Origin of the sequence: Photobacterium sp. 53610, from assembly GCF_036409375.1 — a bacterium.
Taxonomy (GTDB): Bacteria; Pseudomonadota; Gammaproteobacteria; order Enterobacterales; family Vibrionaceae; genus Photobacterium.
The window spans coordinates 345,762-370,928 of record NZ_JAXOFS010000001.1 but is presented as its reverse complement, the minus strand read 5'-3'; the positions used below and the strand labels follow the sequence as shown (position 1 = coordinate 370,928).

Below are 25,167 nucleotides of genomic sequence, written 5' to 3'. Positions count from 1 at the left end.
ATGTTTATCTATACCATTCGCCGCCTGAACCTGTTTCTGATCACGCTTGTTATCCTGACCATGATTGGATTCAGTATTTTGCGGATTGAACCCACCAGCTACTGGAACCTGCATGAATTCTGGTCCGGCTGGCTCCTGTATCTCGAAAACCTGATGATTGGCAATCTGGGCCTGAATCAGAGCGGCAAACCCATTCTGGCGGAAATTCTTACGGTGTTTCCGGCAACGCTGGAGCTGTGTTTCTTCGCCTTCATTCTGTCGCTGATTGTGGGCATTCCGCTCGGGACACTGGCTGGTATTAAACGCGGTCGCTGGGTGGATACCTGCATTTCATCTCTGACACTGGTGGGATACTCCTTGCCCTTGTTCTGGCTGGCAATGCTGCTGATCATGCTGTTTTCACTCAAACTGGGCTGGCTGCCTGTAGCCGGACGCTACAATCTGCTGTATCAGATTGAGCCTGTGACAGGTTTCGCGCTGATCGATGCTTTCTTATCAGAAGCGTCCTATCGTTCGGCTGCACTGGTGGATGTTGCCCGGCACCTGATCTTGCCGACGCTGGTTCTGGCGATTTCTCCCACCACTGAAGTGATCCGCCTGACCCGGGCTTCTGTGGCAGATATCATGCAGCAAAACTTCATTAAAGTTGCCCAGACCAAAGGTTTGTCGATGGGTGAAATCATCATGCGGCATGTCATGAAAAATGCCATCCCGCCCATTATTCCCAAGCTGGGGATGCAGTTCTCCACCATGATGACATTCGCGATGCTGACCGAATCCATCTTCAACTGGCCCGGGATTGGCCGTTGGCTGCTGGACGCCATTGCCACACAAGACTACGTTGCCATCCAGGCTGGTGTCATTACGGTCGGCGGTTTTATTCTGTTTGCGAATATTTTGTCTGATCTGGCTGGTGCCATGGTGAACCCGCTGACCCGTAAGGAGTGGTATGCCATCAAATAATATTTATCAGGAGCACAGGATTCCGACTCAGTGGGAACGATCCTGGCAGAATTATCAGGCAAACTCACTGGCCGTATTCGGACTCTGGTGCCTGGGCTTTCTGATGCTGACAACCATTTTTGCCCCTCTGCTGGTTTCCTACGGCCCCAGTGATCAGGTGGGTGAGTTTCTGATGCCCCCTTCCTGGGATGCCAGCGGTCATGTGGAATTCTTCTTTGGAACTGATGATCTTGGCCGGGATCTGTTTACCCGAATTCTGCTCGGCAGCCAGCTGACATTCGGCTATGCGATGCTGGTGGCTTTCGCCTCTGCCATTCTGGGCATTGCCATCGGGGTGCTGGCGGGGATGACCCGGGGGCTGAAATCCAGCATCCTGAACCACGTCCTGGATACAGTGCTGTCTATCCCTTCCCTGCTGCTGGCGATTATCGTCATTGCCTACATGGGAACCGGAATCACCAGTATTCTGCTCGCGATCTGGCTGGCGCTGATCCCACGTTTTATCCGTGCCATCTACTCAGCCGTCCATGATGAAATGGAAAAAGAATACATCATTGCGGCCCGGCTGGACGGTGCAAACAGTTTTTATCTGTTGTATCACTCCATTCTGCCAAACATTCTGGTCGTGATTATCAGCGAGCTGACCCGTGCAATCTCAATCGCCATCATTGATATCGCGGCACTGGGCTTCCTGGGACTGGGCGCTCAGTCCCCTTCTCCGGAATGGGGAGCAATGCTGGGTGATTCAATTGAGCTGATTTATCTGGCCCCCTGGACAGTCACCCTGCCCGGTCTGGCCATCACGTTCAGTATCTTAGTGGTAAACTTAGTAGGAGAGGGTCTCCGCCAGGCAATCAATGCGGGGGTAGACTGATGCCATTACTCGATATCCGAAATCTCACCATCGAAATTGAAACGCCACAAGGCATGGTCAAAGCTGTAGAACGTATGAGCCTGACCCTGAATGAAGGCGAAATCCGCGGACTGGTCGGTGAGTCCGGTTCAGGAAAAAGTCTGGTCGCCAAAGCTATTGCCGGGGTGACCAAGGATAATTGGCGGGTCAGTGCAGACCGTTTGCGACTGGGCGACATCGATCTTCAGGCGCTGTCACCACGTGAACGCCGTAAAATCGTTGGCCGTGAAATCGCGATGATTTTTCAGGAGCCATCCTCTTGCCTTGATCCGTCGGAGCATGTCGGCCAGCAGCTGGAAGAAGCGATTCCGCGCAGCTCGTTCAGCGGCGCTTTCTGGCAGCGATTCCATTGGCGTCAGAAACAGGCAATCGCCCTGCTCCACAAAGTCGGCATCAAAGATCACAAACGGGTCATGAACAGCTATCCCTATGAGCTGACTGACGGTGAGTGCCAGAAAATCATGATTGCCATGGCGATCGCCAACCGCCCGCGCCTTCTGATTGCAGATGAGCCGACCAATGACCTTGACCCGATCACTCAGGCACAGATTTTCCGTCTGCTCAGCCGGATGAACCAGCTGAATAACACCACAATCCTGCTGGTCAGTCATGACCTGACGACAGTCACTCAGTGGGCAGACCGGATCACCGTCATGTATTGTGGTCAGGCGGTCGAATCCGGCAGCCGGAAACAACTGCTGACCGCACCGCATCATCCGTACACAGTCGCCCTGCTGCAAGCAATGCCTGACTTCAGTCAGGATATTCCGCACAAAAGCAAACTGACGACACTGCCCGGCTCCATTCCGCCGTTACAGCACCTGCCCATTGGTTGCCGGTTGGGGCCACGTTGTCCTTATGCCCAGCGCAAATGTGTTGAAGTGCCCAAACGCAAAAAGATCAAAAATCATAAATACAGCTGCCATTTCCCACTGAATATGCCGGAGCCAAAATCATGAGTGCCCTTTTGGAAGTTGAAAACCTGAGAAAGGAATACCATCATCGCTCTGGTCTCTTTCGTCGGCGCAGCACAGAAGCTGTCAAACCTGTCTCTTTCAAGCTGGAAGTTGGTGAAACTCTTGCATTGATCGGTGAAAACGGCTCAGGAAAATCGACTCTGGCAAAAATGCTGGCGGGTGTGGTTGAGCCGTCTGGCGGCGAAATCCGGGTCAACGATGAACCGCTGGCGTTTGAAGATTACCGGACCCGCTGCAAACTGATCCGGATGATTTTTCAGGATCCCAATACGTCTCTCAACCCTCGTATTCAGATTGGTCAGATTCTGGAAGGACCGCTGAAACGAAACACAAACATGACGCCGCAGGAGCGTGAAAATCGTATCAAAGCCACACTGCTTCGTGTCGGGCTGCTCCCGGAGCATGCGTATTTTTATCCGCAAATGCTCGCAACCGGTCAGAAACAACGTGTTTCACTGGCACGTGCGCTTATCCTTCAGCCCTGCATCATCGTGGCAGATGAAGCCCTGAACGGACTGGATATGTCTGTCCGTTCTCAGATCATCAACCTGCTGCTCGACCTGCAACAAGAAATGGGGCTGTCATACATTTATGTTTCCCAGCATATGGGAGTGATCAAGCATTTCAGTGATCAGCTGATGGTGATGCAGCACGGTGAAGTTGTGGAACAAGGCGCGACGCAGGAAATTTTCAGCGCCCCCCAGCACCCCCTGACACAAAAACTGCTCGACAGCCACTTTACGGCGCCTTCCCACGATCGCAGTACGCGTATCAGCAGCCGCTCAGCAAAAATTCACGTTTAACTGAGTACAATCCACGCCCACGCTACAGCAGCAACCACTGAAGTCATGACAGGCAGCACAACGTACATCCCGAGTGTACGGCTGCCGATAAACCAGGCCATCAGCATTTTCACCACGCTATTCACACAGGCAGCCAGCACAATTCCGATTGCAGCCGTCTGAATGCTGATCTGAAACTGACTCTGACGCCCCAGCGCCAATGTAATCGCATCCACATCAGTAATCCCGGAGACAGCTGAAAGCACATAAGTCCCCGTGTCACCGAACCATTCCTGCAATACATGAGACAGCACCACAATGACCATCAGCACCACGCCGAACATCAAGGCTGCAGGTAACGCCAGCGGATTTCGCTTCACGGCCGGAGGCTGATAATCTTCCATCGGATTGCGTTTCCAAATCCACACCGCCGGTAAATAGAAACACGCCATCATGAGCAACATCGGTACGGAGACCATGGCGACCAAATTGGCATTGATCACGGAGCAAAGCAGGATAATCCGGGGGAACATCGTCCCACAGCTCAGCAGAATGCCCCCTCCCAGCAGCGGGGAGAGAAATTTATCCTGTTTCGACAAATTGGAGAACTGCAAAGTCAGTGCTGTCGACGAGCTGAGGCCGGCAAACAGACTGGTAAATAAAATCCCTTTACGCGGACCGCCGATGCGAATCGCGAAATAGCCCACAAAGGAAATCGTGGCAATCAGCACAACCAGCCACCAAATCTCAAAAGGGTTGATCGCTTTCCATGGGCCAAACCCTTCATTGGGTAACAGCGGCAACATGACCACTGAGATTAGCAACAGCCGAAACGCAGCATCGAGCTCATATTCTTCAATTTTTGCTATCGCAGTGTGGAGCTCTTCTTTCATATCCAGAATAATGGCCGTGACAACAGCAGCCGAAGCAGCAACGACCGGCTGACCGCTAACCGCAAGACAACCCAGTAAGAAAGTCATCAGAATTCCAATCACACTGGTGATACTCAGATCAGTCGTCAGCTGCAGCCGAAAAATATAAGCAATCCCAATTACGACACTGAGCGCGACTATGGCAAATCCCAGCACAATGGCCGAGTAGATTCCGGAAAGCAGCCCAATCAGCCCCCCCATCAAACCAATCAGTGAGTAGGTCCGGATGCCCGCAACCCGCTGCCCTTCTTTTTGGTTTCGGGTAACCCAGCCACGCTGTAATCCAATAATTGCTCCCAGTAATAGTGCAATCCCCAGACGCCATAGCGGTGACTGCCAGTTCACGACCTGATCCATACTCAAATCCATTTGATTGTTTTCATTGAATTTTAGAGCGTGTTTGTCTTTCTTGCATAACAGACTCCAGAATCTGTTGTGCGAGGGAGAAAAAACAAAAATCTGAGTGAACGGCCAGAGAAAAGAACCCCCGCACAGGGCGGGGGTGGAAGGCGTCAGGAAAATCAGCCCTGAAGGGAGCGGTTAATCTCAGCAAGGACCGCAGCCGGATCAGCCGCCTGCGTAATTGGCCGGCCAATCACCAGATAGTCAGAACCGGCTTTCACCGCGTCAACCGGTGTCATCACACGACGCTGGTCGCCGGCAGCGCTGCCTGCAGGCCGGATCCCTGGTGTAACCAGTTTAAACTCAGTGCCCAGATGAGACTTAAGCATCGTCGCTTCCTGCGCAGAACATACCACACCGTCCAGACCGCTATTTTTCGTCAGGGTCGCGAGGCTGAGCACATGCTCCTGAGGCGTGCGGGTAATCCCGACACCCGCCAGATCCTGCGCTTCCATACTGGTCAGGACCGTCACCGCAATCAGCAGAGGGCGATCTTTTCCGTAGGGTTCCAGGATTTCACGGGACGCCGTCATCATCCGTTCACCGCCGCTGGCATGGACATTCACCATCCACACGCCCAGATCTGCTGCAGCCTTGACTGCTCGCGAACAAGTATTCGGAATATCATGAAATTTCAGGTCCAGGAACACGGAATGACCTTTATCATGTAATTTGCGTACAAAGTCAGGACCAAACAGCGTGAACATTTCCTTGCCGACTTTCAGACGGCAGCTGCCCGGCTCGATTCGATCAACAAAGGCCAGTGCTTCATCCTGAGTCGGATAATCCAGCGCCACAATTACTTTTGGATCTAACATGCTCTCTCCTAGACTTTGGTTCTGTCTTGCTTCTTTCAAAAGAAAGGGCCATCACCACAGGTGATCAGCCCTTTCAATAATACGTTTGCATTTCGCTTATTCCCCGTCCAGACCGCGGATGGGCTTGACGGCCCCCCACCCTTTACAGGACGGACACTGCCAGTACAGCGAATGGCTTTCAAACCCACATTTCCCGCATCGGTAATGAGGCTTCATTTTTAACTGCTCGCCCACCAGGCCGCGCAATGTCGATAAACTGTCTTTTGCCCGGCCTTCTTCAGCTTCATCCAAATGGTAATCCATCAGCTGATAGAAACCTTTCATGGTTGGATTCTTGACGAGCTGGCGCGTCATAAAAGTCTGAGCCATCACGGCGCCTTCATGACGGGCAATTTCATCTGCCAGCATCAGTTCTGCGGTCGCACCAGCATTATTGTCAACACAGTGGCGCAGATACTGAATCCAGCCGCTTTCATTTTGAGTTGCTTCATAGCACTCAAGCAGCATCGGCAGGGTTTCACTGATGTAATCTACATCTTGCTCGGTCACCCGCTCCAGTTGCTGGGCAGCCGATTTATAATTTTTTTCTGCCATCAGAATTCGCGCCATGCTAATCGATGCGCGAACACAGTTTTTGTCAGCTGATAAGGCTTTCTTGAGTAATTGCTTTGCTTTATCCGGATTCTGAGTACTCAGCTCCAGCATCGCCTGTTCACACCAGAAGTGAGCGATATCATGACGGAGCTTATGTTTGCCCATTTTCACCAGCTGGGTCGCCATCTCAATGGCACGATCCCACTCACGGGTTTGCTGGTAAATCGTTAACAGTTGCTGCAAAGCACCTTCCCGATGATCGGGCTCATCCAGCAACTGCTCAAAGATTTTTTCTGCCCGGTCAAAAAAGCCGGCGGCCATGTAGTCTTTGGCCAACTGCTGCAAAGCAAGGTTTCTCTGGTCAATAGTCAGGTTGGGGCGGGCAATCAGATTCTGGTGGATGCGTATCGCACGATCAACCTCGCCCCGGCTTCGGAACAGGTTCCCCAGGGCAAGATGTGTATCTATCGTTTCACTGTCAACCTGTAAGAGTTCAATGAACAGGTCGACAGCTTTATCAGATTGATCAGACAGCAGCAGGTTCAAACCGGTCACATACTGACGTGACATATGATGTGACTTTTCCTGCCGCTTATTACTCGCGCTTCTGTTACCCATATACCAGCCATATGCTGCGGCAATCGGCAGTAACAGAAACAACAGCTCTAGCATGAAATAATTATTCCTTGGCGGTCTCTGCAGAACGCAGCTGTTCTAGTTCTTTTTCTTGCTTGGCGACTTTTTTCGTTAAGCGGTTTTTTGTAAAGCGGGCTTTCAGGTACATTGAACCACAAATCAGCCAGCCAATCGCAAAGCCGATTCCAAAGGTGACACCTAAAAGCGTAGATAACTGAAACTGTCCCTTGGCAATCAGAAAATCGAAGTCAACCATCACCTGATTCTGTGCACCTAATGCCAGCGTAATCAAAAAGCACGCTATCAGAATAATAATGCCTACTATTTTCATCGTGAATCCTCTCACTAGATCAAAAACTTGATGGCTAGATTATGCAGTAAAACGACTCATCAGACCATGATCAACAGACATAAAAAAACGGCATACTTACAGCATGCCGTTTTCTTGTGCTAAATACGATTATCCTGCATTCGGCGTATTCACGCGATCACGCAACTCTTTACCTGGTTTAAAGTGAGGAACGTACTTGCCGTCCAGCTCGACCTTATCCCCAGTTTTTGGATTACGGCCAACGCGCGGTGCGCGATAATGCAAAGAGAAACTACCAAAGCCACGGATTTCAATACGGTCCCCTTCAGCAAGGGTTGTGGCCATATGCTCAAGGATTTCCTTGATCGCATCTTCTACTTGTTTCGCAGAAAGATGTGTTTGTTGGCTGCAGAGCCTTTCGATCAATTCAGACTTCGTCATAATCACCCCGTTTTTTAGTATGTTTCTCAATAGTATAACCGTTAAGGGGGAAAATACTTCCCCCTTGGGGCAAATTATTCGCCTTTAGCAGCTTTGAACGCGTCAGCCATAGCGTTACCGAACGCAGCATCATCTTGCTGGTTCAGGCTAGCCATTGCTTCTTGCTCTTCGTCTTCGTCTTTCGCACGTACAGACAGGTTGATTACGCGGTTCTTACGGTCAACACCGGTGAACTTCGCTTCAACCATATCACCTTCAGACAGGATCAGAGTCGCGTCTTCTACGCGGTCACGAGAAGCTTCAGATGCACGCAGGTAACCTTCTACGCCTTCAGCCAGCTCAATAGTTGCGCCTTTCGTGTCAACAGCAATTACTTTACCGTTAACCAGAGTGCCTTTCTTGTTCATTGCAACGAAGCCGTTGAACGGGTCTTCTTCGATTTGCTTGATGCCCAGAGAAATACGCTCACGCTCAGCGTCAACAGCCAGAACAACTGCAGAGATCTCGTCGCCTTTCTTGAAGTCACGAACTGCGTCTTCGCCTGCAACATTCCAAGAAATGTCAGACAGGTGAACCAGACCGTCGATGCCGCCGTCCAGACCGATGAAGATACCGAAGTCAGTGATAGACTTGATCTTACCAGTTACGCGGTCGCCTTTAGCTTGCGCTTCAGCGAACTGCTGCCATGGGTTAGATTTACATTGCTTCAGACCCAGGCTGATGCGACGACGCTCTTCGTCGATGTCCAGAACCATAACTTCAACTTCGTCACCCACGTTAACCACTTTAGATGGGTGGATGTTCTTGTTGGTCCAGTCCATTTCAGACACGTGTACCAGACCTTCAACGCCTTCTTCGATTTCAACGAAGCAGCCGTAGTCAGTCAGGTTAGTTACGCGACCAGACAGCTTAGTGCCTTCTGGGTAACGCTTAGCGATAGCAACCCATGGATCTTCACCCAGTTGCTTCAGACCCAGAGATACGCGAGTACGCTCACGGTCGAACTTCAGAACTTTAACGTTGATTTCGTCACCAACATTAACGATTTCTGATGGATGCTTAACGCGTTTCCAAGCCATGTCAGTGATGTGCAGCAGGCCGTCAACACCGCCCAGATCTACGAATGCACCGTAGTCGGTCAGGTTCTTAACGATACCTTTAACTTCCATGCCTTCTTGCAGAGAAGCCAGCAGCTCATCACGCTCAACGCTGTTTTCAGACTCGATAACAGCACGACGAGAAACAACAACGTTGTTGCGCTTCTGGTCCAGCTTGATAACTTTGAACTCTAGCTCTTTGCCTTCCAGGTGAGCAGTGTCACGTACTGGACGAACGTCAACCAGAGAACCAGGCAGGAACGCACGGATGCCGTTCAGCTCAACAGTGAAGCCACCTTTAACTTTACCGTTGATGATACCCATAACGGTTTCAGCATCTTCGTAAGCTTTCTCAAGCTGGATCCAAGCTTCGTGACGCTTCGCTTTCTCACGAGAAAGTTGAGTTTCACCGAAACCGTCTTCAATCGCGTCCAGAGCTACGTCAACTTCAACGCCAACTTCGATTTCCAGCTCACCAGCAGCATTTTTGAACTGCTCAGCAGGAATAGCTGACTCAGATTTCAGGCCAGCGTCAACCAGAACGAAACCGTTCTCAATGGCAACTACAGTACCTTTAACGATCGCGCCAGGGCGTGTTTCGATTTCTTTTAGAGACTCTTCAAAGAGTTGAGCAAAAGATTCAGTCATTTAAATAATCTTCAGTATATGAACAACCATGGGTATCCTACCGCATGGGGTTGAAAACAAAGTCAGTTATCACTCCTTGACACCGACATACCATCAGGCTGATTTCTCAGCCGACAATTTTTCTTCAATGTGAGCCAGCGCCTGTTGGGTCACCTGCTCAATCGACAGATGCGTAGAGTCTAGCACTAAAGCATCTGCTGCGGGACGCAATGGTGCTACCGCTCGGTTGCGGTCGCGATCATCACGTTCCTGAATTTCGCTTAAAAGACTATCAAAGTTAACACTTAAGCCTTTTTGTTGCAACTGGTTCATGCGACGCTTGGCGCGTTCCTCAGCGCTCGCATCCAGAAAAATTTTCACTTCGGCACCCGGAAAAACAACGGTCCCCATGTCCCGGCCGTCTGCGACCAGACCCGGTTCGCCACTGAATGCACGCTGACGACGAAGCAATGCTTCACGGACACGGGGTAAAGCCGCGACTTTTGATGCCGCATTTCCGACTTCTTCGGTACGCAAGGTTGATGAGACATCCTCACCTTCCAGAATCACCCTGACCAGTTCACCCTCAGCAAGAAACTGCACATCAAGATGAGCAGCCAGGGGAACTAAAACGTCTTCAGAGTCCAGTTCTACGCCATGATGAATTGCTGCCAGTGCCAGTACACGGTAGATAGCACCGGAGTCCAGTAAATTCCAGCCCAGCTTTTCTGCTAACAGCATGCAAAGTGTTCCTTTACCGGCTCCACTTGGCCCATCAACAGTGATCACTGGCGCGTTTGTAGACATAGAATTCTCCGAATTTGTTTAACCTTCAGCAAAGTTGCTGTTTTAACGCGGGCCGTATTATACGGTAATTTTGACTCAGAGGCACTTCAAGTCGCGGAAAAAATTCACCCGGCATTCAGGCCGGGTGAATCGTCAGCGCATCAATTATCAATTATTCGTGGCTGAGTGAGGCCAGTTTCTCGAAATAATCCGGGAAGGTTTTGGATGTACACTTCGGATCATTGATTGTGACAGGTGTATCCTGACTCAATGCCACCAGCGAGAAACACATCGCCATCCGGTGATCATCATAAGTATCGATGGCAGCATGCCGGAGCTGTGCCGGCGGGGTAATGATGATGTAATCCTCGCCTTCTTCGACGGTCGCACCAACTTTACGCAGTTCTGTCGCCATCGCGGACAGACGATCCGTTTCCTTCACGCGCCAGTTATAGACGTTGCGAATCGCCGTTGTTCCTTCAGCAAACAGCGCGGTGGTTGCAATCGTCATAGCTGCATCCGGGATATGGTTGAAGTCCATGTCTACGCCATGCAAACTGCCGCGGCGGGCAATGACGTAATCTTCACCCCATTCGATCTCAGCTCCCATTGCAGCCAGAGCTTCAGCAAACTGGGTATCTCCCTGAATACTGGATTTCCCAATTCCCGTCACTTTGACTTCACCGCCTTTAATCGCTGCAGCAGCCAGGAAGTAAGATGCTGAGGATGCATCCCCTTCCACCAGGAAATCGCCCGGTGACTGGTATTGCTGACCACCTTTCACGATAAAGCGCTGATAGTTATCGTTTTCAACCGAAACGCCAAACTGCGCCATGATGTGCAGCGTAATATCGATGTAGGGTTTGGAAACCAGCTCACCTTTAATTTGAATCACAGTGTCGCCAGATGCCAAAGGTGCGCTCATCAGGAAAGCCGTCAGAAACTGACTGGAAATCGACCCGTCAATCTCAACTTCACCGCCTTTGAGGCCGGTTCCCTGGATGCGCAGCGGCGGGAAACCTTCATTTTCAAGATAAGTCACTTCCGCACCCGCACTCTGAAGTGCTTCGACCAGATGCCCGATCGGACGCTCTTTCATTCGCGGTTCGCCAGTCAGTACGTACTCACCCGCACCCAGACACAATGCAGCAGCGAGGGGGCGCATCGCAGTGCCTGCGTTGCCTAAAAACAACTCAAGCGATTCTGGAGTATGGAAAGCCTGGCCTAATCCCTGTACTTCACATACGGTCTTGTCTTCTGAAAGCTGATAAGTCACGCCCAGTTTTGTGAGCGCATTGAGCATGTGACGAATATCATCACTGTCGAGCAAATTCGTGAGGCGAGTTGTGCCTTTCGCCAGCGCAGCCAGCAGCAATGCACGGTTCGACACACTTTTGGAACCAGGCAGGTTCACTTCTCCATCAATACGCTGAATTGGCTGTAAGGTTAAACTCTCCATTGGGTGTTTTATCTGTCCTGTTGTATTTGCGTTTTTGCAGAGTAGCGAATATTTCTGGGTGATGCCAGAGTAAAACACATCGTCTCCACATCCAGCCTGCGCTGACACCCAATCCATCATGCTCTTACACAGCACTGACAGCAGGTATTCCACTGTCTCTTCAGGCGCAGACTTCTCAATTCAGCTGGCCTGACAGGACATCCCGATGTCACATTCTACTGGTGAATAAAGCGATGATATCCCGCTACAACTTCTCCCAAAAACAGTCTTTTATTGCTAAAAAAACAAAAGCCGCCCAAAAAGGCGGCTTAGAGAGATTCAGACCTGGACACAATCAGGCATTTTCACGCTCAAATTCAGCCATAAAATCAACCAGAGCCTGGACACCTTGAATTGGCATCGCGTTATAAATGGATGCTCGCATCCCCCCGACCACACGGTGACCCGCCAGCGCCTTCAGACCTGCCGCATCCGCCTGCTGCAAAAATACTTTATCCAGCTCAGGGTTCTTCAACTGAAACGGCACATTCATCAAAGAACGGTTATCCGGGTGCACTTCGTTCCGATAGAAATCAGACTGGTCGATAAAGTCGTACAGCACCTTGGCTTTGGCTTCATTCCGGGCCTGCATCGCTTCCACGCCACCAATGCCCTTCAGCCATTTGAATACTTCGCCAGCCAGATACCAGGCAAAGGTCGGTGGTGTATTAAACATCGAGTCTTTTTCCGCCAGAACTTTATAGTCCAGGATACTTGGCAAAATCTGTTTTGCTTTACCCAGCAAGTCATCACGTACGATCACAATCGTCAGACCGGCAGGACCAATATTTTTCTGAGCACCGGCGTAAATCACACCGTACTGGGACACATCAATCTTGCGCGAGAGAATGGTAGAAGACATATCTGCCACGATTGGCTTGTCCGTCTGAGGCAGATCACGGATCTCAATACCATCGATTGTTTCATTCGGGCAGAAATGAACGTAAGCAGCACCGTCTGACAATGGCCACTCACCGGCTGGAAGGACAGCTGTCTTCCCGTCACGTTCACAAGCAATCGAAACGATGTTTGGCTGACAGTACTTTTTCGCTTCTTCAATCGCACTGTGTGCCCAGTAACCGCCGTCGATATAATCTGCGCGCTCAGCATCTCCCAGCAGGTTCATTGGAACTGCCGCAAACTGCGCTCTTGCACCGCCATGGCAGAAAAGCACATGGTAGTTATCAGGAATGTTCAGCAAATCCCGCAAGTCGCGCTCGGATTGCTCAGCAACTGCGATAAAGTCTTTACTGCGATGGCTGATTTCCATGACGGAAGTTCCCAGACCATTCCAGTTCACCAATTCCTGTTGGGCTTTTTCCAAAACCTCTGCTGGCATCATTGCCGGACCGGCACAAAAGTTATAGACCTTATCCATGATGAGAAACATGCTCCTGCTTTGCAAAAATGACATGATCAGGTTATTGGCAGCACCAGTCATCCGATCTTCGTCCTGATTTTTTACACCTTTCGCCCTTTACTGAAAACCTTTTTTGTTGCGCAAACGACAAAAAAAGCCCGCTGAAGGCTGAATTAAGATGAAAGACCGTATTTTGCTAAAAAAATGTTATAAAAAAACGCAGCTCTGAGGCTGCGTTTTCTGTTCCGTCAGCGAAAATTAATCTTCGCTGCTTTCTTCCGCATCATCCGCAGATACCTGTGGCGTTTCATCAGTTGCGACATTCGCTTCATCTGATGCTTCACCTTCAGACATTTCACCTTCATTGAAAGGCAAATCATCTTCTTCCGGTTCTTCAATGCGTTGCAGACCAACAACCTGCTCGTCTTCCGCAGTACGAATCAGCGTCACACCCTGCGTATTACGGCCCACGCGGCTGACTTCAGCCACACGGGTACGAACCAGTGTGCCGGCATTGGTGATCATCATAAATTCATCACCATCCTGCACTTGAACAGCCCCAACCACAGAACCGTTTCGCTCAGAGACTTTGATTGAGACCACACCCTGTGTCGCACGGCTCTTCGCCGGATACTCTGCCAGATCGGTCCGCTTACCATAACCATTTTCAGTTACGGTCAGCACATCACCCTCATTGTGAGGCACAATCAGCGAAACAACTTTGTCGTCTTCTGCCAGCTTGATACCGCGAACACCTGCCGCCGTACGGCCCATGCCACGTACCTGCTCTTCAGAGAAGCGAACAACTTTACCTGCTGCTGAGAACAGCATGATGTCGTTCTGGCTGTCTGTGATGTCCACACCAATCAGTGAGTCACCGTCACGCAGGTTCACGGCAATGATACCGGCACTGCGAGGACGACTGAAATCAGTCAGCGGTGTTTTCTTCACGGTTCCGTCAGCCGTTGCCATGAAGATGAACTTGTCTTCTTCATATTCTTTGACTGGCAGAATGGCGGTAATACGCTCGTTCTCTTCCAGCGGCAGAATGTTCACAATCGGCTTACCACGGGCTGTCCGGCTGGCCTGAGGCAGCTGGTATACTTTCAGCCAGTACATCCGGCCACGACTTGAGAAACACAGAATCGTATCGTGCGTATTGGCAACCAGCAGACGCTCAATGAAGTCTTCATCTTTCATTCGCGTTGCCGCACGGCCTTTACCGCCACGACGCTGTGCTTCATAGTCAGCCAGCAGCTGATATTTCACATAACCGTGGTGTGACAGAGTAACCACAACGTCTTCCTGACTGATCAGATCTTCCAGGTCGATATCATGGCTGGCTGCAGTAATTTCAGTACGACGTACATCGTTAAACTGCTCTCTCACCAGCTCCAGTTCTTCGCGGATGACTTCCATCAGACGCTCGGCACTGCTCAGGATCAGCATCAGTTCTTCGATCTGTGTCAGCAGACCTTTATACTCGTCCAGAATCTTCTCGTGTTCCAGACCGGTCAGTTTGTGCAGACGCAGATCCAGAATCGCCTGAGCCTGCTGCTCAGTCAGATAGTACCGACCGTCGCGAACACCCAAATCCTCTGCTAACCACTCAGGACGTGCTGCATCAACGCCAGCACGTTCCAGCATGGCTGCAACGTTACCCAGTTCCCATGAACGAGCCAGCAGACCTTCACGGGCAATCTGTGGCGTCGCGGCGTTCCGGACCAACTCGATAATCTCATCAATATTCACCAGCGCAATCGCCAGACCTTCCAGAATATGCGCGCGCTCACGGGCTTTACGCAGTTCGAAAATAGTCCGACGGGTCACCACTTCACGACGGTGGTTAACGAAGCTTTCCAGCATTTCTTTCAGGTTGAACAGCTTCGGCTGGCCATTTTTATCCAGCGCCACCATGTTGATACCGAAAGTGGTCTGCAGCTGAGTCTGCGCGTACAGGTTATTCAGTACAACCTCGCCCACTGCATCACGACGGCACTCAATCACAATGCGCATCCCGTCTTTGTCAGACTCGTCACGCAGTGCACTGATGCCCTCGACTTTCTTCTCTTTCACCAGCTCGGCGATTTTCTCAATCAATCGCGCTTTATTGACCTGATACGGAATTTCGGTAACAACAATGGTCTCTTTACCATTCTTGTCAGTTTCAATGTCCGCCTTCGAGCGCATGTAGATTTTGCCGCGGCCGGTTTTATAGGCGTCAATGATTCCTTTACGACCACTGATCTGTGCCGCAGTCGGAAAATCCGGACCCGGAATGTAATCCAGCAGCTGGTCAATCGTGATCTGGTCGTTGTCCATGTAAGCCAGACAGCCGTCAATCACTTCACCCAGGTTATGCGGTGGAATGTTGGTCGCCATACCTACGGCAATACCGGACGCACCGTTGACCAGCAGGTTAGGAACTTTAGTCGGCAGAACCGCAGGAATACGCTCTGTACCGTCGTAGTTGTCAACATAGTCGACAGTTTCTTTATCCAGGTCCGCCAGCAGTTCGTGAGCAATTTTGCTCATCCGCACTTCGGTATAACGCATTGCCGCAGCGGAGTCGCCGTCAATGGAACCGAAGTTGCCCTGGCCGTCGACCAGCATATAACGAAGGGAGAAAGGCTGCGCCATACGAACAATGGTGTCGTATACCGCACTATCACCATGAGGGTGATATTTACCGATCACGTCGCCCACAACACGGGCAGATTTTTTGTATGGTTTGTTCCAGTCATTGCCCAGTACATTCATCGCGAATAGTACGCGGCGATGCACCGGCTTCAGGCCATCACGCACATCAGGAAGAGCACGACCCACGATGACAGACATCGCGTAGTCGAGATATGAGCCTTTCAGCTCCTCTTCAATGTTTACCGGCGTGATCTCTTTTGCAAGATCGCTCATGGAGCCACTATCCCTCAGGTAGATTCTGTCGTATTTTTATACGTGCAAGGTGCGGGAATATAGCATATTTCCCACTTAATAGGCACACCTTTCGGCGCCTTTCTTGTGAGTAATTTTGCGAATTGAAGATAAACTTCCCCGTCTGCATCCTGACAACTGACGGATTCCCCACCCGAAATTGTTTGATTTTCACCCACATCAAACAACACCGGTGAAGAAGCCATCAATCCCTTCATCCACAGCGAGTTCCGGGCTCAGGATTCATAATCAAGGATTTCAAGTCAGACGGCTTTCGTTATAATGCCCGCTCTGACATCAAAGGAAATGGCGAGCAATAATGACCAAGCAGTTAAATGTCGACCCGGCAGAAATCAGTAAATTCGAAGACATGGCATCCCGCTGGTGGGATCTGGAGGGTGAGTTTAAGCCCCTGCACCAGATTAACCCGCTGCGCCTCAACTATGTGATCGACCATGCCGGTGGTCTGTTTGGTAAAAAAGTGCTCGATGTCGGCTGTGGCGGCGGTATTCTGGCGGAAAGCATGGCCAGAGAAGGCGCTCAGGTCACCGGACTGGACATGGGCAAAGAACCACTGACTGTTGCCCGCCTGCATGCACTGGAAACCGGCACCAAGCTGGACTACATCCAGCAAACGGTTGAAGAGCATGCAGAACAGAACGAAGGGGCTTACGACGTCGTCACCTGCATGGAAATGCTGGAGCATGTCCCAGATCCGGCATCAGTGATCGCATCCTGCGCAAAACTGATCAAACCGGGCGGGCATGTGTTCTTTTCAACTCTGAACCGGAACATCAAGTCGTATCTGTTTGCGATTGTGGGTGCAGAGCAAGTGATGAAACTGGTGCCAAAAGGCACGCACGATCACAAAAAGTTTATTCGTCCGTCAGAGCTCATGGCGATGGTCGATCTGACCGAATTAGAGGACCGTCACATCACGGGTCTTCACTACAACCCGCTCACCGACACTTATAAGCTGGGTCGCAATGTCGATGTAAACTACATCCTGCACACCACCAAACCTGAATAAAACGCAGCAGCCATCAGCCAGCCGGGTAGACACTCGTCTGGCTGTTGGTACCTGACTTTTCACGCCTCACTCCATTTTCTGTACAACGGCTCAAATGATTCAGTTTCCTGATAAGCTTAAGTCATCTCTCTGATCATTCCGGAGCAAAGGAACCTGCCGATGCTGGACATTCAACTTCATGCCGTACTTTTTGATCTGGACGGAACGCTGCTTGATACGGCTCCGGATATGGCCCGTGCAGCCAACAGAGTTCTGGCTGATCACCAGATTCAGCCGCTGACACCAATGCAAATTCAGGCAAACACCAGCTATGGTGCGAATGGCTTACTCAAAGCAGGTTTCGGGGCCATCCCGGATCATCTTGACCCCTTGCATCTCCGGAAGTTATTTCTTGACTATTACCACAGTGAAATATGTCTTGAAACAAAAGCTTACGATGGGATCTTATTGCTTTTACGTTATCTGAATGAGAAAGAGATCCCATGGGGAATAATGACAAACAAACCTGGATTTCTCACCCAGCGCCTCCTGCCCTTTTTTCCGGAACTTTGCCAGACGGAAGTGATTGTCTGCGGTGACACCCTTGATAAAGCGAAGCCACATCCGGAACCCCTATGGCATGCATGCGAGCTTTTAAAGGTTCTACCGGAAAACTGTCTGTACGTCGGTGATATCGAAAAGGACATGATTGCAGCCCGGGCTGCAGGGATGCCTGGCGCTGTCGCAGGCTGGGGCTACATTGGAGAAGAGCATGATCCCAGCCTATGGCAAGCCGACGTGATCCTGCCAGAACCTGAGTCTTTGATCCACCTCCTGGAGCAACAAAATCGTGACGGACGCGCCTTTTTTAATCAATCATACTGCCCCTGAAAATAGAGACGGAAATCGGGAAAAATCAAGGGAAAAAATTTTTTTCCTTCCGGAAAATTTACCCGATTTTGTTTGCATTTTTCTATGATACTGGCAAGTCTGATGAAATAGGTTAGTATGTACTGACTATTCATTTTACATCCCCACGTTATCCACAAGCGGTCAAAAAATACCAGCTTGCAAATTCGGATGCTCATCACTATCTTGTTTGCCTCATGGCTTAACACCCCAACATATAGTGTTTTGGTCTATTATTTTAACTGTAACGAAGATCACAAACTTTGTTTACTTTTTTAATAAAACCTTAAAAAAAGCACTATTAATCAGGGAAAACTGGGAAAACGATTAAAAATGAATCAACAGCTAACTGTTACCAAGCGTGATGGGCGCAAAGAACGCATCGATCTGGACAAGATCCACCGTGTCATTACCTGGGCTGCTGAAGGCCTGGAGAATGTTTCTGTGTCGCAGGTTGAGCTGAAGTCTCACATCCAGTTCTATGATGGGATTAAAACCGAAGACATTCATGAAACCATCATCAAAGCAGCGGCTGACCTGATTTCTGAAGAGTCGCCTGATTACCAGTACCTGGCAGCACGCCTGGCTATCTTCCACCTGCGTAAGAAAGCCTATGGCCAGTTTGAGCCACCAACACTGTTCAACCATGTCACAAACATGGTCGATAAAGGCAAGTACGATAAGCACCTGCTGGAAGACTACACCCCAGAAGAATTTGCAGTGATGGATGATTTTATCGATCACTGGCGTGACATGAATTTCTCTTACGCAGCTGTAAAACAGCTGGAAGGGAAATATCTGGTTCAGAACCGTGTCAGCGGCGAGATCTACGAAAGTGCCCAGTTCCTTTACGTCATGATCGCTGCCTGCCTGTTCAGTAAGTACCCGAAAGAATCGCGTCTGGACTACATCAAGCGGTTCTATGATGCCGTTTCTACGTTCAAGGTTTCACTGCCGACACCAATCATGTCTGGTGTGCGGACACCAACCCGTCAGTTCAGCTCTTGTGTTCTGATCGAGTGTGACGACAGCCTGGATTCTATCAACGCAACGGCCAGCGCCATTGTTCGTTACGTGTCTCAGCGTGCCGGTATCGGTATCAACGCTGGCCGTATTCGTGCTCTGGGTTCAGAAATTCGTGGCGGCGAAGCATTCCACACCGGTTGTATTCCGTTCTACAAGTATTTCCAGACCGCGGTCAAATGCTGCTCACAAGGCGGTGTTCGTGGCGGTGCGGCAACCCTGTTCTACCCAATCTGGCACCGTGAAGTTGAATCCCTGCTGGTTCTGAAGAACAACCGTGGTGTTGAAGAGAACCGTGTCCGTCACATGGACTACGGCGTACAGATCAATAAACTGATGTACACCCGTCTGATCAAAGGCGAAAGCATCAGCTTGTTCTCTCCTTCTGACGTTCCGGGACTGTACGATGCATTCTTCGCCGATCAGGAAGAGTTCGAGCGCCTGTACGTGAAATACGAGCAGGACGACAGCATTAAGAAACAGACTGTGAAAGCCATTGATCTGTTCTCTCTGCTGATGCAGGAGCGTGCTTCAACGGGCCGTATCTACATCCAGAACGTGGACCACTGTAACACGCACAGCCCGTTTGATCCGGCTGTCGCGCCGATTCGCCAGTCAAACCTGTGTCTGGAAATCGCACTGCCGACCAAACCACTGAACAACGTTGAAGATGAAAACGGTGAGATCGCGCTGTGTACGCTGTCTGCTTTCAACCTGGGTGCAATTGAAAACCTGGATGAACTGGAAGGACTGGCCGATCTGACTGTTCGCGCACTGGATGCCCTGCTGGATTATCAGGACTACCCGCTGCCGGCAGCCCGTCGTTCGACCATGAACCGCCGTACACTGGGTGTGGGTGTGATTAACTTCGCTTACTATCTGGCGAAGCATGGTGTCCGTTACTCCGACGGCAGTGCGAACAACCTGACGCATCAGGCTTTCGAAGCCATTCAATATTACCTGCTGAAAGCTTCTGTCGGTCTGGCGAAAGAGCGTGGCGCATGCCCGGCGTTCAACGAAACCACCTATTCGAAAGGTATCCTGCCGATTGATACCTATAAGAAAGATCTGGATAAAATCTGTGCTCAGGAACTGCGTTATGACTGGGATGCGCTGCGTTCAGAGATCATGACTCACGGCCTGCGCAACTCCACCCTGTCTGCTCTGATGCCATCCGAGACTTCGTCTCAGATCTCGAATGCGACCAATGGTATTGAACCACCACGTGGTTTCGTTTCCATCAAAGCATCCAAAGACGGTATCCTGAAGCAGGTGGTACCTGAGTACAACAAATACAAAGACAACTACGAGTTGCTTTGGAACATTGGCAGCAATGACGGCTACCTGCAACTGGTCGGTATCATGCAGAAATTCGTCGACCAGGCGATCTCTGCCAATACCAATTATGACCCGAGCATTCAGCCAGGCGGCAAAGTGCCAATGAAACTCTTGCTGAAGGACCTGCTGACAGCGTATAAACTCGGTGTCAAAACCCTGTACTATCACAACACCCGTGATGGCGCTTCTGATGCGCAGGGCGATGTCGCTGCAGACGACTGCACCAGCTGCAAGATTTAACACTAACAAAACAAATGGGAGCTTCGGCTCCCCTTTGATGTTGAGGACACAATGGCATACAGCACTTTCTGTAAAACCAATAATAATGCGCTGAAAGAACCCATGTTCTTCGGCCAGCCCGTGAACGTGGCGCGTTATGACCAGCAAAAATTCGAAATCTTCGAAAAACTGATCGAAAAGCAACTGTCTTTCTTCTGGCGCCCGGAAGAAGTCGACGTATCCAGCGATCGCATTAACTTCAATAATCTGCCGGATCACGAGCGCCATATTTTCATCAGCAACCTGAAATATCAGACGCTGCTCGACTCGATTCAGGGCCGCAGCCCGAACGTAGCGCTGTTGCCGCTGGTTTCGATCCCAGAGCTGGAAACCTGGATTGAAACCTGGTCATTTTCTGAGACCATTCACTCGCGCTCTTATACGCACATTATTCGCAATATCGTGAACGACCCGGCTGTGGTATTTGACGATATTGTTACCAATGAGCACATCATCAAACGTGCCGGTGACATTTCCCATTACTATGACCAGCTGATTCACAGCACCAATGATTATCACCGCCTGGGTGAAGGTGTTCATACCGTGAACGGCGAAACCGTAGAAATCAGCCTGCACGAGCTGAAGAAAAAACTGTATCTGTGCCTGATGTCGGTCAACGCCCTGGAAGCAATTCGTTTTTACGTCAGCTTCGCGTGTTCATTCGCATTCGCCGAACGTGAGCTGATGGAAGGGAATGCAAAAATCATCAAGCTGATTGCCCGGGATGAAGCGCTGCACCTGACAGGAACACAGCATATTCTGAACCTGATGCGTACAGGTCAGGATGATCCGGAAATGGCCGAAATTGCCAGTGAATCTGAAACGCAGTGCTTTAACATCTTCAAAGAAGCTGCGGAACAGGAAAAAGAGTGGGCTGAGTATCTGTTTAAAGACGGCTCTATGATTGGCCTGAATAAAGACATTCTGTGTCAGTATGTCGAGTACATTACGAACCTGCGCATGTCCGCCGTTGGTCTGAAACCAGCCTACCCTGGCGCGACTCAGAACCCGATTCCATGGATCAATGCCTGGTTGTCTTCTGACAACGTTCAGGTGGCGCCTCAGGAAGCGGAAATCAGCTCTTACCTGGTTGGCCAGATTGACAATGACGTCAGCGCAGACGATCTGGGCGACTTCGAGCTATGACCCAACTGACCATTACGGTGAACGGACAACGGGTTCAGGGCAATAACTATGAGCCCCTGCTCCTTCAACTGGAACGTGCGGGATTACAGCCCGAGTTCCAGTGCCGCAATGGAATGTGTGGTGCCTGCCGGTGCAAACTGAAAGAAGGCAGCGTGGATCAGCATGAAGCGATGGCGTTTGTTGCGCCGGGTGAAATTCTGGCCTGCCGCGCTGTCCCGACATCAGATCTGGACCTGGAGTTTACGTACCAGTTACAGACGCCTTAAGTTCGGCAGACAGCAATCGGAAATTAAAAAAGCCAGTTTGAATAAATCAAGCTGGCTTTTTAATATCCGGAACAGACTTATTTGGATTCGGCCGGTAAAAACAGCTCACTCAGGGTTTCGAAAGTCACATAACTGCCGATGACCGGCTCTCCGGACTGCCAGCGACGCAGCATATCCAGCATCAGAGTCGCAACCAGCTTGCGATGTGATTTATTGGCGTACTGACGCTTTGTGCTGACATGCTGTGCCCAGTCCCCTTCGGGGGTTGAAAGCGCAACAGCAACCGCACCGTCATGCAAAGGTCCGCAGACTAAGGCTAAGTCTGAACCGGTTTGATGCCGGGCAGCTGCCGCCATCGCCAGAGCGGCTCCCATCGGCTCAGCATCGCTCACGGAAGGCTCAACTTTCGTGGTCAGTAACCATCCCTGATTCAGCGCAGACTGGGTATGGGGATTATCCTGCAGCCAGTTCATCACATCCCCGCCGGTAAACTGCTCAGCAACCGTCAGAGTGTAAGGCTGCTGTTCTAAAACACGACCGATGCTGTCCAGCAGATTGGCTTCGACACCAACAATGTTGTCTCCCAGCCGGGTCTGTATCGCTTCGAAAACCGAGGCGGACTGAACATCTCCCTTCGGCGCAAATAATTTCACCTCGATGAATGGCATGGCTGAACGGTAACCAAGCTGGAAAGACGGCGGCAGGTCCAGAGTCGAAAGTGTATCGTTAATCCCGGATTCTGACAGGCCAAAACAATACAGGCGATGACACGCCATCATAGACACTTCCGGATGAACTTTTTTCAGGCGCGGCAAAATTTCATCTTCGACCATCTTTTTGAATTCGCTTGGAACACCCGGCGTGAAAAAGAGATGCGCACGATTGAGCTTCATCATGAAACCACAAGCCGTCCCCACCGGATTGTCCAGCAGCTCAGCCCCTTCAGGCAGCATGGCCTGCTTCAGGTTTGCCTGAGGCATTTCCCGGCCATACACCCGGAATTTTTCGATCATCTGCTCAACCCAGAATTCAGATTGCTCCAGACCAGCCCCTGCGGCAATGGCCGCCGCCTGCGCCGTCAGATCGTCCGTTGTAGGACCCAGCCCGCCGTTTACGATGACGATATCTGCCGTCAGACTGCACTGTTCAATTTCAGAAGCCAGGCTTTCCAGCTGGTCACCAACTGTCGTCCTGCGTGACAGCGCAAAGCCATGCTGAAAAAACAACCGGGAAAGCCATGCTGCATTGGTATCTACAATATCTCCATGCAGGACTTCTTCGCCGGTACTGATCATGACCACTTGCAACATGTTCTTCCTCTTAGGATTCAAAATTTTACTCACTGTAACACTTCGCTAACGGCGAGAAAATGCACATCATGCTTATTTAAATTATCCAGCACAGACAATATGTTGCATACAGTTTTCAACAAACGGACTGTAAATATAAATTTACAGTTATTTAAACTTAAGTTGACAGTCGTTTTATCCAGGATTAAAGTAGCGGCTGAGAATTACAGCTGACAAAATGATTAATTGTTAGTCAAAAATACCATATGTTGTACAGATGTTATGAGTAAACACTTCATGAAGACTTATTATCGTCGGCCACAATGGTCGACAGCGTTGTAAAGAAAGTTGAACAAATCAATTCCTTCCAACCCGTTACACCATTGTGGCTATATTTTTTCTTCGGAGAGAATCAGCCTGAACAGCCCCCTCTCCCATCAATTAAACCAATAAAAATACAGGGAGTTTTCCTCGATGAGCATGAACAAAACGTTCGGTAGTACATTGATAATTGCCGGCACAACCATTGGCGCCGGGATGCTGGCATTACCTCTGGCCTCCGCCGGACTTGGGTTTACGACAGCGACGTTAACCATGGTAGGAATCTGGGCACTGATGGTGTACACCGCCCTGCTGATGCTGGAAGTCCACCAGCATGCCGAACAATCTGCGACCCTGCATACACTTGCCCGGGAACTGCTGGGGAAAAAAGGCCAGCTCGTGGCAAACTTTGCCATGATGTTTCTGTTTTACGCATTATGTTCCGCTTACATCGCCGGTGGCGGCGAACAGCTGCATGACAAGCTGACAAACTGGCTGGGTCTGAATGTGATTCCTCAGGCTGGCACAATCATCTTTACACTGATCATTGCCACCATCGTGTCTATCGGTACTCACTCTGTTGACCTGGTCAACCGTATCCTGTTTGCTTTGAAAGTTATTGCGCTGACCGTCATGCTGAGCTTACTGCTGCCTCATATTCAGGGCGAACATCTGGTCGACATGCCGGTTGAGAAAGGGCTGCTGATTTCCGCACTGCCGGTTGTCTTCACTTCTTTCGGATTCCACGGCAGTATTCCCTCGATCGTGCGTTACGTGGGGATTGATATGAAAGCACTGCGCAAAGTGATGATTATTGGCGCCTCTGTGCCGCTGGTCATTTACCTGCTCTGGCAAATTGCCAGCCAGGGCATCCTGAGTCAGTCACAGCTGATTGACAACGCGAACCTGAGAAGCTTCATTTCGGCGCTCAGTACGCTGCTGCACAACCCGATGGTCAGTCATGCTGTCTCTGTCTTTGCAGATCTGGCGCTGGCGACCTCCTTCTTAGGCGTAAGTCTGGGCCTGTTCGACTTTTTGTCCGACACGCTCAACCGTCAGAGTTCGGCATCAGGCCGCCTGCAAACAGCTGTTTTTACCTTCGTACCGCCATTATGTTTCGCACTGTTCTACCCGCAGGGCTTTATCATGGCACTGGGTTACGCTGCGATTGCACTGGTTATCCTGGCTATCTTCCTGCCGGTTGCGATGGTTCATGTGCAGCGTCAGCAAAGAAAAGAAGGGTATCAGGTGATTGGCGGTCAGCCAGCCTTGTTCATGGCCGCAACAGCAGGTGTCGTGATTATCACAGCGCAGCTACTGCAGATGGTTGGCGTCATCCCGGCGGTCGGCTAATTGCTTCTGGAACATCGGGTCGCTCAAAGCGGCCCGACATTTTTTGATACGTGACCATTGAAAAATATGGGTAAGACAACGAGATAAATTGATAAGTTTAATTATTAGACAACAAACATCTGTAAATGCATAAAAACAAATAAAACCATCAGTAATTGCATATTTAT

At 50.4% G+C, this 25,167-nt stretch carries 21 protein-coding genes; 10 read left to right on the top strand and 11 right to left on the bottom strand.

All coding sequences use genetic code 11. The annotated features are described in order from the left end of the window. Genes SPK40_RS01765 through SPK40_RS01750 form a run of 4 tightly spaced genes read left to right on the top strand, consistent with a single transcriptional unit; the run spans position 1 to position 3,656 of the window. A complete protein-coding gene (locus tag SPK40_RS01765) occupies positions 1-963 on the top strand; it encodes an ABC transporter permease (RefSeq protein WP_248140708.1) in 963 nt (320 codons plus the stop codon). Further along, a complete protein-coding gene (sapC, locus tag SPK40_RS01760) occupies positions 950-1,837 on the top strand; it encodes a putrescine export ABC transporter permease SapC (RefSeq protein WP_330959215.1) in 888 nt (295 codons plus the stop codon). The genes SPK40_RS01765 and sapC overlap by 14 nt, the downstream gene beginning before the upstream one ends. Continuing rightward, a complete protein-coding gene (locus SPK40_RS01755) occupies positions 1,837-2,835 on the top strand; it encodes a peptide ABC transporter ATP-binding protein (protein WP_248140712.1) in 999 nt (332 codons plus the stop codon). The genes sapC and SPK40_RS01755 overlap by 1 nt, the downstream gene beginning before the upstream one ends. Then, positions 2,832-3,656: a peptide ABC transporter ATP-binding protein gene (locus tag SPK40_RS01750; protein WP_248140714.1), complete on the top strand. Its 825-nt coding sequence runs from the start codon at positions 2,832-2,834 to the stop codon at positions 3,654-3,656. Before SPK40_RS01755 ends, SPK40_RS01750 begins: the two co-directional genes overlap by 4 nt. Here SPK40_RS01750 and SPK40_RS01745 read toward each other — a convergent pair. The 10 genes from SPK40_RS01745 to gyrA all read right to left on the bottom strand — a co-directional run bounded on the left by SPK40_RS01745 (position 3,653) and on the right by gyrA (position 16,049). Further along, the gene (locus tag SPK40_RS01745) at positions 3,653-4,930 is read right to left on the bottom strand and encodes an MgtC/SapB family protein (RefSeq protein WP_248141681.1); all 1,278 of its coding nucleotides are present in this window, start codon (positions 4,928-4,930) and stop codon (positions 3,653-3,655) included. The genes SPK40_RS01750 and SPK40_RS01745 overlap by 4 nt on opposite strands. 158 nt (positions 4,931-5,088) lie before the next feature. Beyond that, positions 5,089-5,787 carry an orotidine-5'-phosphate decarboxylase gene (gene pyrF, locus SPK40_RS01740; protein ID WP_248140716.1) on the bottom strand — a complete coding sequence of 233 codons (699 nt, stop codon included), beginning with the start codon at positions 5,785-5,787 and terminating at the stop codon, positions 5,089-5,091. Between the two features lie 96 nt (positions 5,788-5,883). Continuing rightward, entirely contained in the window at positions 5,884-7,053 is a 1,170-nt protein-coding gene (gene lapB / locus SPK40_RS01735; RefSeq protein ID WP_248140719.1) for a lipopolysaccharide assembly protein LapB, read from the bottom strand. 7 nt (positions 7,054-7,060) lie between these two features. Beyond that, on the bottom strand, positions 7,061-7,348 hold the full coding sequence (locus SPK40_RS01730) for a LapA family protein (protein ID WP_248140721.1): 288 nt from the start codon (positions 7,346-7,348) through the stop codon (positions 7,061-7,063). A 129-nt stretch (positions 7,349-7,477) separates the two neighbouring features. Continuing rightward, positions 7,478-7,768 (bottom strand): integration host factor subunit beta, encoded by a 291-nt coding sequence (gene ihfB / locus SPK40_RS01725; protein ID WP_248140723.1) that lies wholly within the window; start codon positions 7,766-7,768, stop codon positions 7,478-7,480. A gap of 74 nt (positions 7,769-7,842) precedes the next feature. Further along, positions 7,843-9,513, bottom strand: a complete 1,671-nt coding sequence (gene rpsA, locus SPK40_RS01720; protein ID WP_330959214.1) for a 30S ribosomal protein S1 — start codon at positions 9,511-9,513, stop codon at positions 7,843-7,845. Between the two features lie 93 nt (positions 9,514-9,606). Continuing rightward, positions 9,607-10,299 (bottom strand): (d)CMP kinase, encoded by a 693-nt coding sequence (gene cmk / locus SPK40_RS01715; protein ID WP_330959213.1) that lies wholly within the window; start codon positions 10,297-10,299, stop codon positions 9,607-9,609. 151 nt (positions 10,300-10,450) lie between these two features. Continuing rightward, positions 10,451-11,737 carry a 3-phosphoshikimate 1-carboxyvinyltransferase gene (gene aroA, locus SPK40_RS01710; RefSeq protein WP_330959212.1) on the bottom strand — a complete coding sequence of 429 codons (1,287 nt, stop codon included), beginning with the start codon at positions 11,735-11,737 and terminating at the stop codon, positions 10,451-10,453. 334 nt (positions 11,738-12,071) lie between these two features. Beyond that, a complete protein-coding gene (gene serC, locus SPK40_RS01705) occupies positions 12,072-13,154 on the bottom strand; it encodes a 3-phosphoserine/phosphohydroxythreonine transaminase (RefSeq protein ID WP_330959211.1) in 1,083 nt (360 codons plus the stop codon). A 240-nt stretch (positions 13,155-13,394) separates the two neighbouring features. Continuing rightward, positions 13,395-16,049, bottom strand: coding sequence for a DNA topoisomerase (ATP-hydrolyzing) subunit A (gene gyrA / locus SPK40_RS01700; RefSeq protein WP_330959210.1), 2,655 nt, complete (start codon positions 16,047-16,049; stop codon positions 13,395-13,397). 337 nt (positions 16,050-16,386) lie between these two features. On the opposite strand from gyrA, the gene ubiG reads away from it, so the two are divergent. The 5 genes from ubiG (at position 16,387) to SPK40_RS01675 (ending at position 22,037) form a co-directional block, all read left to right on the top strand. Next, the gene (gene ubiG, locus SPK40_RS01695) at positions 16,387-17,097 is read left to right on the top strand and encodes a bifunctional 2-polyprenyl-6-hydroxyphenol methylase/3-demethylubiquinol 3-O-methyltransferase UbiG (protein WP_330959209.1); all 711 of its coding nucleotides are present in this window, start codon (positions 16,387-16,389) and stop codon (positions 17,095-17,097) included. A 159-nt stretch (positions 17,098-17,256) separates the two neighbouring features. Continuing rightward, positions 17,257-17,967: an HAD family hydrolase gene (locus SPK40_RS01690; protein WP_442957538.1), complete on the top strand. Its 711-nt coding sequence runs from the start codon at positions 17,257-17,259 to the stop codon at positions 17,965-17,967. A gap of 351 nt (positions 17,968-18,318) precedes the next feature. Further along, positions 18,319-20,586 carry a class 1a ribonucleoside-diphosphate reductase subunit alpha gene (gene nrdA, locus SPK40_RS01685; protein ID WP_330959208.1) on the top strand — a complete coding sequence of 756 codons (2,268 nt, stop codon included), beginning with the start codon at positions 18,319-18,321 and terminating at the stop codon, positions 20,584-20,586. 51 nt (positions 20,587-20,637) lie between these two features. Further along, positions 20,638-21,771: a class Ia ribonucleoside-diphosphate reductase subunit beta gene (gene nrdB, locus SPK40_RS01680; RefSeq protein WP_330959207.1), complete on the top strand. Its 1,134-nt coding sequence runs from the start codon at positions 20,638-20,640 to the stop codon at positions 21,769-21,771. Next, positions 21,768-22,037 (top strand): 2Fe-2S iron-sulfur cluster-binding protein, encoded by a 270-nt coding sequence (locus tag SPK40_RS01675; RefSeq protein WP_248140742.1) that lies wholly within the window; start codon positions 21,768-21,770, stop codon positions 22,035-22,037. The genes nrdB and SPK40_RS01675 overlap by 4 nt, the downstream gene beginning before the upstream one ends. 77 nt (positions 22,038-22,114) lie before the next feature. Here the strand turns inward: SPK40_RS01675 and SPK40_RS01670 are convergent, their stop codons facing one another. Then, positions 22,115-23,347 (bottom strand): CinA family nicotinamide mononucleotide deamidase-related protein, encoded by a 1,233-nt coding sequence (locus SPK40_RS01670; protein ID WP_330959206.1) that lies wholly within the window; start codon positions 23,345-23,347, stop codon positions 22,115-22,117. Between the two features lie 453 nt (positions 23,348-23,800). On the opposite strand from SPK40_RS01670, the gene tyrP reads away from it, so the two are divergent. After that, complete coding sequence (gene tyrP, locus SPK40_RS01665; protein ID WP_248140746.1) at positions 23,801-25,000, top strand: tyrosine transporter TyrP; 1,200 nt, start codon at positions 23,801-23,803, stop codon at positions 24,998-25,000. The last annotated feature ends 167 nt before the right edge of the window (positions 25,001-25,167 follow it).